This window comes from Arthrobacter ipis (assembly GCF_014694315.1).
GTDB classification, from domain to species: Bacteria; Actinomycetota; Actinomycetes; order Actinomycetales; family Micrococcaceae; genus Arthrobacter; species Arthrobacter ipis.
The window spans coordinates 959,741-974,685 of the sequence record NZ_JAAOXD010000003.1 but is presented as its reverse complement, the minus strand read 5'-3'; the positions used below and the strand labels follow the sequence as shown (position 1 = coordinate 974,685).

The window sequence follows — 14,945 nt, the reverse complement described above, 5'->3', positions numbered from 1 at the left end:
ATGTTCTGATGGACCGTATGGAGTCCACTGCAAGCCAGTCATCCGCCCCGGCCCAGGCCCTCATCAACTGGGACCTTGCCGCGTCCGCCGCAGCACGGCTGGCTCCGCCGGGCCCGTCGCTGACTGCCGCCGAGATCGGGGACGCCGTCTCCCAGCTGCGCGAGCTGGCAGATGCCTCCGTTCCGCACGTGCACCAGATCACCGGGCTGGAAGCCGCGCGCGACCTGCGTGACTCATCAGTCCTGGTGGTGGACCGGGCCTCCTGGGCGAAGGCCAACACGCAGAGCTTCGCGGTGATGCTCAAGCCCGCAATCGAAAAGATGCTGGAAAGCCGCCGCGGCACCATCAGCCCCGGAGCCGCCACTGTCAGCGGCGCCATCACCGGCAGCCAGCTCGGCGCCGTGCTGGCATTCCTCTCGAGCAAGGTCCTGGGCCAGTATGATCCTTTCGCCGCCCTCGCCGAAGGATCGCTGGCGCCGTCGGGCGGCCGCCTGCTGCTCGTCGCGCCCAACATCATCGCCGTCGAGCGGGAACTCAATGTGAATCCCACGGACTTCCGGCTCTGGGTGTGCCTGCATGAGCAGACGCACCGGGTGCAGTTCGCCGCGGCACCCTGGCTCCGGCACCACATGCTGAACGAGATCGACAACCTCAGCGGGCACCTGCTGGGCAACGTGGACTCCCTGATGGAACGCGCTTCAGCAGCGGCGCGCTCGCTCAAGGACCGCGCCGCCACCGGTTCCACTCCTGGCCGGGGCGCCATCCTCGATCTCCTGCAGGACCCCGAGGAAAAGGCCTCGCTGTCCCGCCTCACGGCGGTCATGAGCCTGCTCGAAGGCCACGCCAACGTGGTGATGGACGCCGTGGACGCCAGCATCGTCCCGTCCGTGAAGACCATCCGGCAGCGGTTCAACGCCCGCGGCAAGGACAGGGGCGTCGTCGAGAAGTTCATCCGCAGCCTGCTGGGACTTGACGCCAAGATGAAGCAGTACAGCGACGGCGCCAAGTTCGTCCGGGCTGTGGTGGACGTGGCCGGGATGGACGGCTTCAACCGCGTTTGGGAAGCTCCGGCGAACCTCCCCACCGAGGAGGAGATCCACAACGCCCGGATCTGGCTCGACAGGATGGGTTTCTAGGTTTCCGTGCAGCACCTCCCCAACACTGCAGGCGCCCCTGTCCCCAGCGGCCGGCGGCGGCCGGGCCGGCTCGCTCCGGTTCTCGGCACGGCACGGAAAATGCTGCAGGCTGCTTTGGCTGAAGCGGGTTACCCGGAGCGGGTCCTGGTGGCCTGCAGCGGGGGCCCCGACTCCCTGGCACTGGCCGCTGTGGCCGCCTACTTCGCCCGGCGCGGCCACGTCGACGGCCGGCCGGTTGCGGTGGGCGCGGTGGTGGTGGACCACCAGCTGCAGGCCGGTTCCTCTAACGTTGCCGCGGGAACTGCCCAGACCCTGCGGGAGCTCGGCCTGGACCCGGTGCAGATCCGCACGGTCGATGTCGCTTCCACTGGCTTTGGACCGGAAGCCGCAGCCCGCGATGCCCGCCACGCCGCGCTCGACGCGGCGGCGGGGGAGTGGGGAGCCGGCGCCGTCCTGCTGGGGCACACGCTCGACGACCAGGCGGAGCAGGTGCTGCTGGGCTTGGCCCGCGGCTCGGGGACACGGTCCCTGGCCGGAATGCGGCCCGCGCGGGGGAAGCTGCTCCGGCCGTTCCTTGGCCTGCGCCGGGCAGACACCCTGGAAATTTGCCGCGCAGAGGAGCTGGACGCTTGGCACGACCCCAGCAACGCCGATCCCGCCTTCGCCCGCTCGCGGACCAGGGTGGAGGTCATGCCGGTGCTGGAGGAAAAACTCGGCCCGGGGGTGGCAGAATCCCTGGCACGGACGGCTGCCATCCTTCAGCTGGATGCCGACTATCTGGAGGACGTGGCCAACAGCACTTACACCTCGCTCGTTGAGCACGAGGGACCGGACGCCAGCCTCCCGGAGGCTGCCCTGACTGACCTGGCCCCGGCCATCAGGTTCCGGGTAATCGCGAAGGCGGCTGCCGGCGTCGGCGGCCAACAGCCCAGTTATCAGCGCCTTTTGGCGGCGGAAGCACTGCTGCGGCGGAAGGGCTCGGCCGGTCCCGTGGAACTGCCCGGCGGGGTCAGCGTGTACCGTCTTTCGCTGGCCGAGCTGCAGGACCGGGAGCATGCCCAGGGCCAGGGCGGGGCGGAAGGCGTTCCCCGCGAGGACGCCCGCTGTGGGAAGCTTGTATTCCGGCTTCATAAACCGTCCCGCAAATAGTCGCACCCGCATCTACACAGGAGCAATTGGTGGATTCATCCGACGTCCAGGCAGACCTCAAGCACGTTCTCTACACCAAGGAACAGATCCAGCAGCGCATCACTGAGCTCGCGGCCCAGATCGACAAGGACTACGAGGGGCGCGACCTGCTCATCGTCGGTGTGCTGAAGGGCGCTGTCATGGTGATGGCCGACCTCGCGCGGGCACTCCACAGCCACGTTTCCATGGACTGGATGGCTGTCTCCTCCTACGGCTCCGGCACGCAGTCCTCGGGCGTGGTGCGCATCCTCAAGGACCTCGACACCGACCTGATGGGCAAGGACGTGCTGATCGTCGAGGACATCATCGACTCCGGCCTCACCCTGTCCTGGCTGAAGACCAACCTCGAATCCCGCGGCACCGCGTCGGTGGAAATCTGCGCCGCCTTCCGCAAGCCGACCGCCGCCAAGGTGGAGATCGACGTCAAGTACGTCGGCTACGACATCCCCAACGAGTTTGTGGTGGGCTACGGCCTGGACTACGCCGAAAAGTACCGCAACCTGGACTTCGTGGGCACCCTCGCCCCGCACGTCTACGAGTAAACGCCAGCCGCGCATTTTTGCAGAGCTTTCGCTGACCGCGCCGCCGTCGAGCCCCGGAACCACGGGCTCGACGGCGGCGCGAGCCGCTTAAAGCGGTGCAGAAAAGTCCGCGGGACCCGGGTTAGAAGGGCATCCGCGGGGGCGTGGTGAGCGTCAGCCGGATCTGCTCCAGCATTTCCTCCGGCCGGTGCAGCACATCCTCGTAGAGGTAGCGCAACACCCGATAGCCGGTGGCCGCGCCAACGTTGTTCCGCCGAATGTCCTTCTTGAACTGGGGCTTGTTCAGGTGGAACCCCACGCCATCGATTTCTACGATCAGGCAGCCGTTGAGCAGGAAATCCACATAGCCGATGCCCGCCAGGTAGACCTGGGTGCGCACGTCGAAGCCGTGCCGCCGGAACAGTACCCGGGCAACCGTTTCCAGCAGGGAATCCGATCCGAGTTCCACCAGGTCGAGCACCGCGCGGGCCCGCCCGTTCCGCGGTCCGGGGAGTAGCCTGCGCAGGAAATCGAGGTCAATGTCGCCGCGGCCAAAGGCGCATTCCACCATGACCAGGGCCTCCAGTTCCGGAAGGCACTGCAGCGCGTGGACGAGGACATCCTTCAGCGGGAGCACGGGCGGGTGCAGGGTTGAGATGTTGCCGCTGAACCTGTGCGGCAGGATGCCGCGCGCCAGCCGGCGGTGACAGGCAGCGAGGTGCGGCTGGCCGGGTGTCTGCAGGGTCCAGAGGGCGTAGTGTCCCGCGGCCGAGACGCAGGTGACCGCGGCGTTGGCTTCGTAGGCACTGACAAAGTCGCAGTTCGCCTCCGGCAGTCGGTAGATCCCGTGGCAGGGATTCTGCATCAGCCCGGAGTCCACCGCCCGGCCAATCTGCCCCCGGGTGAATCCTGCCCGCCGCAGGTGTGCCAGCCTGGCCACACCACCGTGCCGTGCGAGGAAGTCCGTGGGCTGCATGCCATCCAGCGTGGGGCCGCCGCGGTGCATTCCGGCAGTCAGAGGCCCGCGTATGTGGACAACCGGGGCCGCGGAGACGCTGTGGAGGGAGGTGGCAGCAACTGGTCCTGCATTTCTGCACCACTTTCGCGGGACGTCGAGGGGCTCGGGCCAGCAACGCCGCGGACGGGTTTTCCGGGCGGCCTTGAGGCGGTGCAGAAATGTGGCGGCACAGCCCAATAGGGGCGCGACCCCGGCCCGACCAGCCACTACGCCCTGAGGGAACTTTTGTATTACACCGTGCGTGAATTACTCCTGACGGTGTATAGCTAGAAGCGACGCAGCACCACACGCGCGCAGTCCTCGCGCCGTGCAGCACTACCAGGAGGGACGGGGCCAGCCCCCGAACAGATGAAAGCTAAGAGTTTCTTCAAGGGCCCGGGCATTTGGATCATTGTGGTGGTCGGCATGCTCCTGCTGGCCTTTGCAACGTTGGCTCCGGGCGGCTCGACGCGCATCGACACGCAGCCGGGCCTCGAGCTCCTCGCCCAAAGCGGCAAGGTGGAACAGGCCAAGATCTTCGACGGCGAAAACCGCGTCGACCTGGTGCTGAAAGACAACCTCGTCATCGACGGCCAGGACAAGGGCAAGAACGTCCAGTTCTTCTTCGTCAATGACCGCGGCCCGGACGTCGTCAAGGCCGTGACCGCTGCCAACCCTTCCAACGGCTACACGGACCAGCCGATCGAGAGTAACTGGCTCTCGGGCCTCTTCTCGCTGCTGGTGCCGGTGCTGCTGCTCGGTGTCCTGTTCTGGTTCCTGCTGTCCCGCATGCAGGGCGGCGGCTCCAAGGTGATGCAGTTCGGCAAGTCCAAGGCCAAGATGGTCAGCAAGGACATGCCGCAGGTGACCTTCGCTGACGTGGCAGGTGCAGACGAAGCCGTCGAGGAATTGCAGGAGATCAAGGAATTCCTTGCAGAGCCGGCAAAGTTCCAGGCCGTAGGCGCCAAGATCCCCAAGGGGGTGCTGCTCTACGGCCCTCCGGGCACCGGCAAAACCCTGCTGGCGCGCGCCGTCGCAGGCGAGGCCGGCGTCCCGTTCTTCTCCATCTCCGGCTCCGACTTCGTGGAAATGTTCGTCGGTGTGGGTGCTTCCCGCGTCCGCGACCTGTTCGAGCAGGCCAAGTCCAACGCGCCCGCCATCATCTTCGTCGACGAAATCGACGCCGTCGGCCGCCACCGCGGTGCCGGCATCGGCGGCGGCAACGATGAACGCGAGCAGACCCTCAACCAGCTCCTGGTGGAGATGGACGGCTTCGACGTCAAGACCAACGTCATCCTGATTGCAGCCACCAACCGTCCCGACGTGCTGGACCCGGCGCTGCTGCGCCCAGGGCGCTTCGACCGCCAGGTTTCCGTTGAAGCCCCGGACCTGATCGGGCGCGACCAGATCCTCCAGGTCCACGCCAAGGGCAAGCCGATCGCGCAGGGCGTGGACCTCAAGGCCGTGGCCAAGAAGACCCCCGGCTACACCGGCGCTGATCTGGCCAACGTGCTGAACGAAGCTGCGCTGCTGACCGCCCGCTCCAACGCCAACCTGATCGACGACCGCGCACTGGACGAAGCCATTGACCGTGTCATGGCCGGCCCGCAGAAGCGCAGCCGCGTCATGAAGGAGCACGAGCGCAAGATCACGGCCTACCACGAAGGTGGGCACGCCCTGGTTGCCGCGGCGCTGCGTAACTCCGCCCCGGTCACCAAGATCACCATCCTGCCCCGCGGGCGCGCACTGGGCTACACAATGGTTGTCCCGGAGAACGACAAGTACTCCGTGACCCGCAACGAGCTGCTGGACCAGATGGCGTACGCCATGGGCGGCCGCGTGGCCGAGGAAATCGTCTTCCACGATCCGTCCACGGGCGCCTCCAACGACATCGAAAAGGCCACCTCCACGGCCCGCCAGATGGTCACGCAGTACGGCATGAGCGAGCGCGTGGGCGCCGTGCGCCTGGGCCAGGGCGGCGGCGAGCCGTTCCTCGGCCGGGATGCCAGCCATGAGCGGAATTACTCCGACCAGATCGCCTACATCGTGGACGAGGAGGTCCGTCGCCTGATCGACCAGGCCCACGACGAGGCCTACGCCATCCTCACTGAAAACCGGGACGTCCTGGACCGGTTGGCTCTGGAACTCCTGGAACGGGAAACGCTGAATCAGTCGGAGATCGCCGACATCTTCCGCGACATCCGCAAGCGCGACTTCCGCGAGGTCTGGCTGTCCAAGGAAACCCGTCCGGTGCAGACTGCCGGCCCTGTGGAGTCCCGTCAGGAACGGGCCGAACGCGAGGCCCAGGAAGAAGCCAAGGAAGCCCGTCTCGAGGAACCGCTGGACGCGATTCCTCCGCACCCCCAGGGTGTTCCGGAGGATGCCTCCTTCCAGGGCGGAGTAACGGAAGCGGGACCAGACGGCCACCGCGGCTAAGCTCTTTGGTGTGACTCACTTCGACGACGACGACATCACCCCCACCGCCGACCATTCGGCGGTGGGCGGATCAGGCCACCACCACAAGGTGGACAGGCCCCGAATTGAAGCAGCCGTGCGGGAAATCCTGCTGGCCATAGGCGAGGACCCGGACCGCGGCGGGCTGCAGGACACGCCCAAGCGCGTGGCCAAGGCTTATGCCGAGGTGTTTGCCGGCCTGCACCAGGATCCGGGCAGCGTGCTCGGCACCACGTTCGACCTCGACCACGAGGAACTCGTGCTGGTGAAGGACATCCCGTTCTACTCCACTTGCGAGCACCATCTGGTTCCTTTCCACGGCGTCGCGCATGTGGGGTACATCCCCTCGCACGACGGCAGGGTGACGGGCCTGAGCAAGCTGGCACGCCTGGTGGACATCTACGCCCGCCGCCCGCAGGTGCAGGAGCGCCTCACCACCCAGATCGTCGAAGCGCTGGTCACATTCCTCAAGCCGCGCGGAGCCATTGTGGTAGTGGAATGCGAACACATGTGCATGTCCATGCGCGGCATCCGCAAGCCCGGAGCCAAAACCGTCACAAGCGCGGTTCGCGGGCAACTTCATGACCCGGCCACCCGTGCCGAAGCCATGAGCCTCATACTCGGAAGGTAAAAAACAGACTATGGATTCCCTAGCTGCAGCACCTGGAACCGGACCGGCAACGTCACCCCTGCCCATCCTGCGCAAACCGCGGCCGGCAGCCAAGTTCGACGACCTGCCCACCGACCGCACGCTCGTCATGGGCATCCTCAACGTCACCCCGGACTCGTTCAGCGACGGCGGCAAGCACGCGACGGCGGACACCGCCATCGCCGCGGGCCTCCGGATGTTCTACGCGGGAGCCGACATCATCGACGTCGGCGGCGAATCCACCCGCCCCGGTGCGGAGGAAGTCAGCCCGGAGGAGGAGCAGCGGCGGGTGGTGCCTGTCATCGCAGCCCTCGTGAAGGCCGGCGCCCTGGTCAGCATCGACACCACCCACGTCTCCACCGCCGAGGCCGCGCTGAATGCCGGAGCTGCGATCATCAACGACATTTCCGGCCTTAGCATCGAACCCGGCATGGCCGAGCTCGTGGCGAAGACCAAGGTGCCGTATGTCCTGACCCACCGCCGCGGCGACGCCAAGACCATGACGTCCCTGACGGAGTATGACGACGTCGCGGACGACGTCGTCTCCGAGCTGAACGGCGTCCGCGACAAGCTGTACGCGGCCGGCGTTCTCCCCGAGCAGATCATCGTGGACCCGGGCATCGGGTTCTCGAAAACTGATGTGCAGAACTGGGAACTGCTGCGGAACCTGGACCGGCTCGATGCCATGGGCCACAAGGTGCTGGTGGGCGCGTCCCGCAAGCGCTTCCTGGGCACGCTCCTGACGGTCGCCGGCAAGGCGGCGCTCCCGGAAGAGCGCGACGCCGCCACGGCCGCCATCACCGCCATCAGCGCCGCCCGCGGCGCCTGGGCCGTGCGCGTGCACGACGTCGGATCCAGCCTTGACGCTGTGAAGGTCGCCGCCCGCATGTCCTCCCCGGACCACGGCAGCTGAGCAGGAAAGGCTGAGCAGAACCGCCATGGACAGGATCTCGCTGACCGGTGTCACCGCCACCGGCTACCACGGGGTGTTCGATTTTGAGCGCCGCGAAGGCCAGCCGTTTGTTGTGGACGCCGTGCTGCACCTGGATTTCAGCCAGGCTGCGGCGTCGGACGACGTGCGCGACACCGCCCACTACGGCGAGGTGGCCGGACGGATCACCGACTGGATCACCGGCGAGCCCCTGAACCTGATAGAAGGGCTGGCGGTACGGATGGCCGAGGGCCTGCTCCAGGAATTCAAAATCCAGGCCGTGGAGATCACGGTGCACAAACCGAAGGCGCCCATCGAGGTGCCCTTCGGCGACGTCGCCGTCAGCGTCTACCGGGAGCGGACATGAATCCGGCACCCGCACTGCATGAGAAGCCCGCGCACGGGAAGACGCCGGCGAAGACCTCCTATTCCCGCGCGGTACTGGCGCTGGGCAGCAACCTCGGGGCGCGGAACGAGACGCTGTCCGAGGCCGTGGCGGACCTTGTGGACCGGCCGGAGGTGCGGCTCCTGGCCGTCTCGCCGATAGTGCAGACCAAGGCCGTCGGCGGTCCCGACGGGCAGCCGGACTTCCTCAACATGGTGATTTCGGTGGAAACCTCGCTGGAACCGCTCGAGCTCCTGAAGCACTGCCAGTCGGTGGAGAACAAGCACCACCGTGTTCGTGAGATCCACTGGGGTCCGCGCACGCTCGACGTCGATGTAATCGTCTACGGGGACATCGAGAGTTCCGATCCTGTACTGACCCTGCCTCACCCGTTCGCGGCTGTGCGGGCCTTCGTGCTCTACCCCTGGTCCCAGATGGACCCCTCGGCCACCCTGAACGGGCAGCCGGTGGGGGAGCTGGCCGCCAGGGCCGCCGATTTCCCGGACCTCAAGCCGTTCGACGGCTTCGGGGATTTCGACGGCGTGCCCGACGTCGGGGCGGTGGAGCAGCCGTGAAACCTGTCAGCCCGCTGCTCCTCGCGGTCGTGGGCCTTGCCCTGGCCGTCGCCGGCTGGTCCGCTGCCGTCCTGACCGTCCGCTACGGCATGGCCACGCCGGTCCTGCCGGCCACGGCGCTGGTCACCATGGGCGTGATCGTGGCCCTGACACTGGTGCTGGGCATCCGCGTGCTCCGCTGGCGGAATGGCAAAAAGAAGAAAATGCTGAACCCCATCCTGGCGGCGTGGACGCTGGTCCTCGCCCAGGCCTGTGCCTACACCGGCGCGATGCTGCTGGGCTGGCACGCCGGGATCTTCCTGGACCAGCTGCGGTTCTGGAGCATCCGCAGCGGGCTGGACGTCACCTGGCTCGCCCTCGGCATGGCCGGCGGCGGGCTGGTCATGATCGTTGTGGGGCTCGTCGTCGAACGCTTCTGCAAGATCCCGCCGGAGGACGGCGAGACGGACGCCCCAGAGGGCCTGCCGGGCCACGGCCGGGGCAAGGCCAAGGGGGAAGGCGAGTATGCCTACCGCGGCGATTGATCCCCCCGGGATCACCTGGCTGCGCGTGTCCCCGAAGTACGTCACGGTCCGGATTGTGGAGTGGGCCCTCGGCAACCTGGTGATGGTGGCCGTGCTGAGCCTGCCGCTGGTGTTTGTCCGGCTCGGCTGGTGGCGGTGGCCGCCGCTCTGGCTGGCCATCGGCCTTCCGGCTTTCATGCTGCTGCTGGCGCTGTGGCGCCTGGTCCTGATCCCGCGGCAGGTGCGGGCCATCGGCTACGCCGAACGGGAGGACGACCTCCTCATCCGCGGGGGCATCTTCTTCCAGCGCGTCATGGTGGTGCCGTACGGCCGCATGCAGTACGTGGACATCAGCGCCGGCCCGGTGGAACGCGGGCTGGGCCTGTGCACCCTGAAGCTGCATACGGCATCGGCCGGCACCAACGCCGGCATCCCCGGCCTTCCCGCCGCGGAAGGCGCCCGGCTCAGGGAACAGCTCTCGGCGCGCGGCGAAGCCAGGCTGGCCGGGCTGTGAGCGCCGGCGGCCTCGCTTCCGGAAAGCCCGACGGCGAGTGGCTGCGCGTGCACCCGGCGACACCGTTTGTTCGGGGCTGGGTTGCGCTGGCCGCCATCGGCTACTTCTTCGGGCGTGACAGCTTCGAACGGATGCTGCAGGGCCAGCCGCTGCTCGATGACCGCCTCGCGGGGCGCGCCCCGTGGCTCCTGGGCGCCGGGGCGCTGATGCTGGTGCTGGCGGTCCTAAGCTTCATCCTGTCCTGGTATTTCACCCGGTACCAGGTGGCGGAGGGGTACGTCCGTGTCAACACCGGCTTCCTGTTCAAGCAGCAGCGGCAGGCGCGGCTGGACCGGGTCCAGGCCATCGACATCGTCCAGCCGCTGCTCGCCAGGATCTTCGGCCTCGCGGAACTGAAGTTTGAAGTTGCCGACGCCGGCGAGTCGGCCGTCCGCCTGGCCTACCTGCGCATTGGTGATGCCCGCCAGCTGCGCGCCACCATCCTCGCCCGCGCCTCGGGCGTCCGGCTGGATCCCGCGCAGCCCGAAGCAGCCGCTCCCGAGGCGCCGCAGCAGCAGGTCCTGCAGGTCCCGCCGTCGCGCCTGTTTGGCTCGCTCCTGCTCAGCGAGCAAACAGTATTCATTGTCCTGGGTGCCGCGGCCTCCGTGGTGCTGTCCGCGCTCACCGAGAACAGGGCTTTCTTCCTTTACCTGATTCCGGCGGCGCTGGGTTTCGTCGCCGCATACTGGAGCTCGTTCACCAAGGGCTACAACTTCACGGCGGCCATCTCCCCGGACGGGATCCGGCTCCGTTACGGGCTGCTCGACACGCAGGCGCAGACACTGCCGCCGGGCCGGATCCAGGCGCTGAAGGTGGCGCAGCCGCCCCTGTGGCGCCTTTTCGGCTGGTACCGGATGCAGGTCAACGCCGCCGGTTACGGAGCCGGGGCGAATAACGGCGAGGGGGGCTCCCGCACCACTTTGCTGCCGGTGGGAAAGATGGACGACGTCCTGAACATGATGGCCCTCGTGCTGCCGGACCCCGGAACGGCTGATCCGCTGCGCGTTTTCCAGCAGGGCGTGAATGGCCTGGATTCCGACGGCGGTTTTGTCACCACGCCGCGCCGGGCGAGGCTGCTCGCTCCGCTGGGCTGGCGTCGCAACGCCTTCGCGGCCACGGACACCGCGCTGCTCATGCGGTCGGGCCGCTGGTGGCGGCAGCTGGTGGTAGTCCCGCACCAGCGGACGCAGTCGATCGCGCTGCAGCAGGGACCCCTGGCGCGCCGGTTTGGGCTGGCCGACCTCGTGCTGCACACCACTGCAGGGCCGGTTGCCCCACGGGTGATCCAAGCGGACCTCCGGGAAGCGCAGGCGCTCTTCGACGCGCAGGCAGCCCGCGCGAGGGCGGCGCGGCGGCGGCAGACGAGCGAACAGTGGCTGGCCCAGGTTGATCAGCGACCAACTCCAGCACCCCAACAGGAAGGCCAGCAACGTGGCTAAGCCAGGACGCCTCGGCGTCGGAATCATCGGTGCCGGCAAAGTGGGCGCTGTCCTCGGTGCGGCGCTCCGCGCGGCCGAGCACGCCGTCGTCGGGGTTTCCGCCGTCTCCGACGCGAGCCGGGAACGGGCCGAAACCCTGCTGCCCGGCGTTCCCGTCCTGGAGATCCAGGACATCGTGGAACGCTCCGAACTGGTGCTCCTGGCCGTTCCGGATGATGCCCTCGCCGGGCTGGTGGAGGGGCTCGCCAAGCTCGGTGCGTGGCAGCCCGGCCAGCTCGTGGCGCACACATCGGGCCGGTTCGGTGTCGGCGTGCTGCATCCGGTCCGGGCGGCCGGTGCCGTGCCGCTGGCGCTGCACCCGGCCATGACCTTCACCGGCATGAGCCTGGACCTGACCCGGCTGCTGGACTGCACATTCGGTGTCACGGCGGACGCCGCCATGCTTCCCATCGCCCAGGCGCTCGTCGTCGAGATGGGGGCCGAACCCGTGGTGATCGCCGAGGGCGACCGCACCATCTACCACGCGGCCCTGGCCCACGGCTCGAACCACCTTGTCACGCTCGTGGCGCAGGCGTCGCAGCTGCTGGCCGAGGTGGGCGTCGAGGCGCCGGACCGCATGCTCGGACCACTGCTTCGGGCGACACTCGAGAACGCTCTCGCCTCCGGCGAATCGGCCCTGACGGGCCCGGTGGCGCGGGGGGACGCCGGGACGGTGAAGGCGCACGCCCGCGCGCTGCGCGAGCACGACGGCGGGACCGGCGGCGACGTCCTCGCTGCGTACCTCGCCATGGCGCAGGCCACCGCAAAACGTGCTGAAGCGCGGGGCCTCCTGAAGCCGGATCAGGCGGACAATATTCGTACCGCACTTGAGGACACAGAGGACGACGGCCAGGATGACGGCCGTGCATGAAACCGGCCACGGGGCCAAGGGAGGACATTGACATGGCAATACGACTCGTAACGACGGCGGACTCCCTCCGCGCGCAAAGCCGACTGCTGCTGACGCAGAAGAACGGCTCCTCGCTGGGCCTCGTGCCCACCATGGGCGCCCTGCATGCGGGCCACGGACGGCTGGCGCGAACCGCCGCCGAACAGAATCACGTAGTGGTTGCCTCCATCTTTGTGAACCCGCTGCAGTTCGGCGAGGCGCAGGACCTGGACCGGTATCCGCGGACCCTCGAGGCTGACATGGCGCTGCTCGAGGAGCAGGGCGTGGATCTGGTCTTCGCGCCGTCGGTCGAGGAGATGTACCCCGGCGGCCCGCCGATGGTCAGAATCACTGCGGGCCCGCTCGGGGAGAAATGGGAGGGCGCATCCCGGCCCGGCCACTTCGACGGCGCGCTCACCGTGGTGGCCAAGCTGCTGCACCTGGGCATCCCCGGCACCGGCCTGCCCGGCGGCCGTGCCTTCGTTGCCGGCTCCGGCGGCGGGCTGCCCGCGTACCGCGCCTACTTCGGGCAGAAGGACGCCCAGCAGCTGGCCCTGGTCCGCCGCATGGTGGCCGACCTGAACTTCCCCGTGGAGATCGTTGCCGTGCCAACCGCCCGCGACGCCGACGGGCTGGCGCTGTCCAGCCGGAACCGCTTCCTTTCCAACGAGGAGCGCGAGGCAGCGCTGGTCCTGTCCCGCGCGCTGCGCCTCATTGAGGAGCGCGCGAACGCGAACGAGCCGCTAGATGTCGGTTCGGCCAGGGCCCTGATCGAGTCCCAGCCCCTGGTCCGGCTCGACTACCTCGACGTCGTCGATCCCGTCGCGCTGGAGCCGCTCGCCGAGAACTGCCACGAGACACCCTTCCGCGGTGAAGGGCTGGCACTCGTTGCCGCAAAGGTGGGCGCCGTGCGGCTGATCGATAACGTGCCCCTCAGCTCCTGACGGACAAAGTGGCCGGATAAATTGCGCACTGCTCAATTCCCGGGTGACTTGAATCTCGCCGACTAAATCCCGTGTACGGGAATGGGTCCGGCCACTACACTGTTGGAGTCTGCAGCGGCGCTGACCGCCAGCCACCAATTCCAACACCCCGAGGGTCTCGCCATGTCTACCAAAGTCACGTCCAATCCGTCTGGCGAACCTCCCCAGGAGCCGGCCGCTCCCGTTGCAGCCCCGGTCGCAGCAACGGCGCCGGCCGCAGCACAGCCCTCGGACAGGATGTCCCGCGAGTCCGTGACGGTGATCGTCACCCTCTTGGTGGCCACCTTCGTGGTGATCCTGAACGAAACCATCATGAACGTTGCCCTGCAGCGGCTCATGGTGGACCTGCGCGTCGATGCCCCCACCGTCCAGTGGCTCTCCACCGGGTTCATGCTCACCATGGCGGTGGTGATTCCGACCACCGGGTTCATCCTCCAGCGGTTGTCGACGCGCGCCGTCTTCCTCCTGGCGATGGGCCTGTTCGCCGGCGGTACCGCGCTGGCCGCAGCGGCGCCCGGCTATGAGATCCTCCTGCTGGCAAGGATCATCCAGGCCGGCGGCACCGCCATCATGCTTCCGCTGCTGATGACCACCATCCTTACACTGGTGCCGCTGGCCCGCCGCGGCGCAGTGATGGGCAATGTCAGCATCGCCATCTCCGTTGCACCGGCCATGGGGCCCACCGTCTCCGGATTCATCCTGCAGCACTTCTCCTGGCGCTTCATGTTTATCTTCGTCCTGCCCATCGCACTGGCAGCGCTGGCCATCGGCGCAAAGTTCCTGACCAACGTTGGCGAGACCGAGAAATCCAGGCTCGACTTCCTCTCCGTGGTGCTGACCGTCCCGGCCTTCGGCGGCCTTGTCTACGGCCTTAGCCAGATCGGCGGCGGCCACGGCGGCAGCAGCGGCCCGAGCACGCTTGCCGTGGTGGCGCTGGTTCTTGGCGTCGCCGGCCTTGCGGCGTTCACGTTCCGCCAGCTCCGGCTGCAGAAATCCGAGGCCCCGCTGCTGGACCTGCGGGCCTTCAATTTCAGGATGTTCACGGTCTCCGTGCTGCTGATGGTGGTGTCCATGGTGGCCCTGTTCGGCGCCGTGATCCTGCTGCCGCTGTACCTGCAGGAAATCCGCGGCCTGCAGTCCCTCGAGACCGGCCTGGCCCTGCTGCCCGGCGGCCTCGCCATGGGCCTGCTCGGCCCGGTGATCGGTCGCCTGTTCGACAAGGTGGGGCCGCTGCCGCTCACGGTCACGGGATCCTCGCTGATGGTCCTGACTCTGTGGCAGTTCTCGATGCTCGACGCCGGCACCCCGATCTGGTGGATCGTCACCCTGCACGTCGGGCTCAGCTTCGGGCTGGCGCTGCTCTTCACGCCCGCGTTCACCACCGGCCTGAACCCGCTGCCGCCGCACCTGTACTCGCACGGCTCGGCCATCATGAGTACCCTGCAGCAGGTGGCCGGCGCGGCGGGAACGGCGCTGCTGGTGTCCATCTTCGCGGTCGTTTCGGCGGGCTCCGGCCTCGTTGCTGGCATGAATGCAGCGTTCCTGACGGCGACCGTCATAGCCGTTGCCGCCGTCGTCCTCTCCACGATGATGCGGAAGACAGCAGGCGCTGAAGGCGCACCCGCGGCGCACTAAGCCCACCATCAAGAGCAACGCGGGGTCACTTCGCGCCCAATCCGGAGGGTTTATTGGGCGCGAAGTGA

At 67.7% G+C, this 14,945-nt stretch carries 15 protein-coding genes; 14 read left to right on the top strand and 1 reads right to left on the bottom strand.

The window, feature by feature from the left end; translation table 11 throughout:
• Positions 1-17 precede the first annotated feature (17 nt).
• From G9E11_RS11495 to hpt, 3 genes are all read left to right on the top strand, one after another.
• Positions 18-1,136, top strand: a complete 1,119-nt coding sequence (locus G9E11_RS11495) for a zinc-dependent metalloprotease (protein WP_190605667.1) — start codon at positions 18-20, stop codon at positions 1,134-1,136.
• Positions 1,137-1,235: 99 nt separating this feature from the next.
• Positions 1,236-2,285: a tRNA lysidine(34) synthetase TilS gene (tilS, locus tag G9E11_RS11490; protein WP_190606029.1), complete on the top strand. Its 1,050-nt coding sequence runs from the start codon at positions 1,236-1,238 to the stop codon at positions 2,283-2,285.
• 29 nt (positions 2,286-2,314) lie between these two features.
• Complete coding sequence (hpt, locus tag G9E11_RS11485) at positions 2,315-2,866, top strand: hypoxanthine phosphoribosyltransferase (protein WP_190605665.1); 552 nt, start codon at positions 2,315-2,317, stop codon at positions 2,864-2,866.
• 121 nt (positions 2,867-2,987) lie between these two features.
• On the opposite strand, the gene G9E11_RS11480 is transcribed toward hpt, so the two are convergent.
• Positions 2,988-3,821, bottom strand: coding sequence for a type IV toxin-antitoxin system AbiEi family antitoxin domain-containing protein (locus G9E11_RS11480; protein WP_190605663.1), 834 nt, complete (start codon positions 3,819-3,821; stop codon positions 2,988-2,990).
• A gap of 390 nt (positions 3,822-4,211) precedes the next feature.
• Here G9E11_RS11480 and ftsH point away from each other — a divergent pair, with 390 nt between their 5' ends.
• The 11 genes from ftsH to G9E11_RS11425 all read left to right on the top strand — a co-directional run bounded on the left by ftsH (position 4,212) and on the right by G9E11_RS11425 (position 14,877).
• Positions 4,212-6,278 (top strand): ATP-dependent zinc metalloprotease FtsH, encoded by a 2,067-nt coding sequence (ftsH, locus tag G9E11_RS11475; RefSeq protein WP_190605661.1) that lies wholly within the window; start codon positions 4,212-4,214, stop codon positions 6,276-6,278.
• A gap of 10 nt (positions 6,279-6,288) precedes the next feature.
• Entirely contained in the window at positions 6,289-6,927 is a 639-nt protein-coding gene (gene folE, locus G9E11_RS11470; protein ID WP_190605659.1) for a GTP cyclohydrolase I FolE, read from the top strand.
• A gap of 10 nt (positions 6,928-6,937) precedes the next feature.
• A complete protein-coding gene (folP, locus tag G9E11_RS11465) occupies positions 6,938-7,858 on the top strand; it encodes a dihydropteroate synthase (RefSeq protein WP_190605657.1) in 921 nt (306 codons plus the stop codon).
• A gap of 25 nt (positions 7,859-7,883) precedes the next feature.
• Positions 7,884-8,243, top strand: a complete 360-nt coding sequence (gene folB / locus G9E11_RS11460) for a dihydroneopterin aldolase (RefSeq protein WP_102973367.1) — start codon at positions 7,884-7,886, stop codon at positions 8,241-8,243.
• On the top strand, positions 8,240-8,836 hold the full coding sequence (gene folK, locus G9E11_RS11455) for a 2-amino-4-hydroxy-6-hydroxymethyldihydropteridine diphosphokinase (RefSeq protein WP_246468853.1): 597 nt from the start codon (positions 8,240-8,242) through the stop codon (positions 8,834-8,836). The genes folB and folK overlap by 4 nt, the downstream gene beginning before the upstream one ends.
• Entirely contained in the window at positions 8,833-9,360 is a 528-nt protein-coding gene (locus tag G9E11_RS11450; RefSeq protein WP_190605655.1) for a DUF3180 domain-containing protein, read from the top strand. Before folK ends, G9E11_RS11450 begins: the two co-directional genes overlap by 4 nt.
• Complete coding sequence (locus tag G9E11_RS11445) at positions 9,341-9,853, top strand: PH domain-containing protein (RefSeq protein WP_190605653.1); 513 nt, start codon at positions 9,341-9,343, stop codon at positions 9,851-9,853. Before G9E11_RS11450 ends, G9E11_RS11445 begins: the two co-directional genes overlap by 20 nt.
• Positions 9,850-11,331: a PH domain-containing protein gene (locus G9E11_RS11440; protein WP_190605651.1), complete on the top strand. Its 1,482-nt coding sequence runs from the start codon at positions 9,850-9,852 to the stop codon at positions 11,329-11,331. Before G9E11_RS11445 ends, G9E11_RS11440 begins: the two co-directional genes overlap by 4 nt.
• Complete coding sequence (locus G9E11_RS11435) at positions 11,324-12,241, top strand: Rossmann-like and DUF2520 domain-containing protein (RefSeq protein WP_190605648.1); 918 nt, start codon at positions 11,324-11,326, stop codon at positions 12,239-12,241. The genes G9E11_RS11440 and G9E11_RS11435 overlap by 8 nt, the downstream gene beginning before the upstream one ends.
• 32 nt (positions 12,242-12,273) lie before the next feature.
• Positions 12,274-13,203: a 4-phosphopantoate--beta-alanine ligase gene (locus G9E11_RS11430; RefSeq protein ID WP_190605646.1), complete on the top strand. Its 930-nt coding sequence runs from the start codon at positions 12,274-12,276 to the stop codon at positions 13,201-13,203.
• Positions 13,204-13,365: 162 nt separating this feature from the next.
• Positions 13,366-14,877, top strand: coding sequence for a DHA2 family efflux MFS transporter permease subunit (locus tag G9E11_RS11425; protein WP_190605643.1), 1,512 nt, complete (start codon positions 13,366-13,368; stop codon positions 14,875-14,877).
• Positions 14,878-14,945 lie beyond the last annotated feature (68 nt).

What these genes read in the sequence shown, in the direction of transcription:
- G9E11_RS11495 (WP_190605667.1), top strand. Translation starts at nt 18, where the DNA reads ATGGAGTCCACTGCAAGCCAGTCATCCGCCCCGGCCCAGGCCCTCATC.
- tilS (WP_190606029.1), top strand. Translation starts at nt 1,236, where the DNA reads ATGCTGCAGGCTGCTTTGGCTGAAGCGGGTTACCCGGAGCGGGTCCTG.
- G9E11_RS11480 (WP_190605663.1), bottom strand. Translation starts at nt 3,821, where the DNA reads ATGCAGCCCACGGACTTCCTCGCACGGCACGGTGGTGTGGCCAGGCTG.
- ftsH (WP_190605661.1), top strand. Translation starts at nt 4,212, where the DNA reads ATGAAAGCTAAGAGTTTCTTCAAGGGCCCGGGCATTTGGATCATTGTG.
- folP (WP_190605657.1), top strand. Translation starts at nt 6,938, where the DNA reads ATGGATTCCCTAGCTGCAGCACCTGGAACCGGACCGGCAACGTCACCC.
- folB (WP_102973367.1), top strand. Translation starts at nt 7,884, where the DNA reads ATGGACAGGATCTCGCTGACCGGTGTCACCGCCACCGGCTACCACGGG.
- folK (WP_246468853.1), top strand. Translation starts at nt 8,240, where the DNA reads ATGAATCCGGCACCCGCACTGCATGAGAAGCCCGCGCACGGGAAGACG.
- G9E11_RS11445 (WP_190605653.1), top strand. Translation starts at nt 9,341, where the DNA reads ATGCCTACCGCGGCGATTGATCCCCCCGGGATCACCTGGCTGCGCGTG.
- G9E11_RS11430 (WP_190605646.1), top strand. Translation starts at nt 12,274, where the DNA reads ATGGCAATACGACTCGTAACGACGGCGGACTCCCTCCGCGCGCAAAGC.
- G9E11_RS11425 (WP_190605643.1), top strand. Translation starts at nt 13,366, where the DNA reads ATGTCTACCAAAGTCACGTCCAATCCGTCTGGCGAACCTCCCCAGGAG.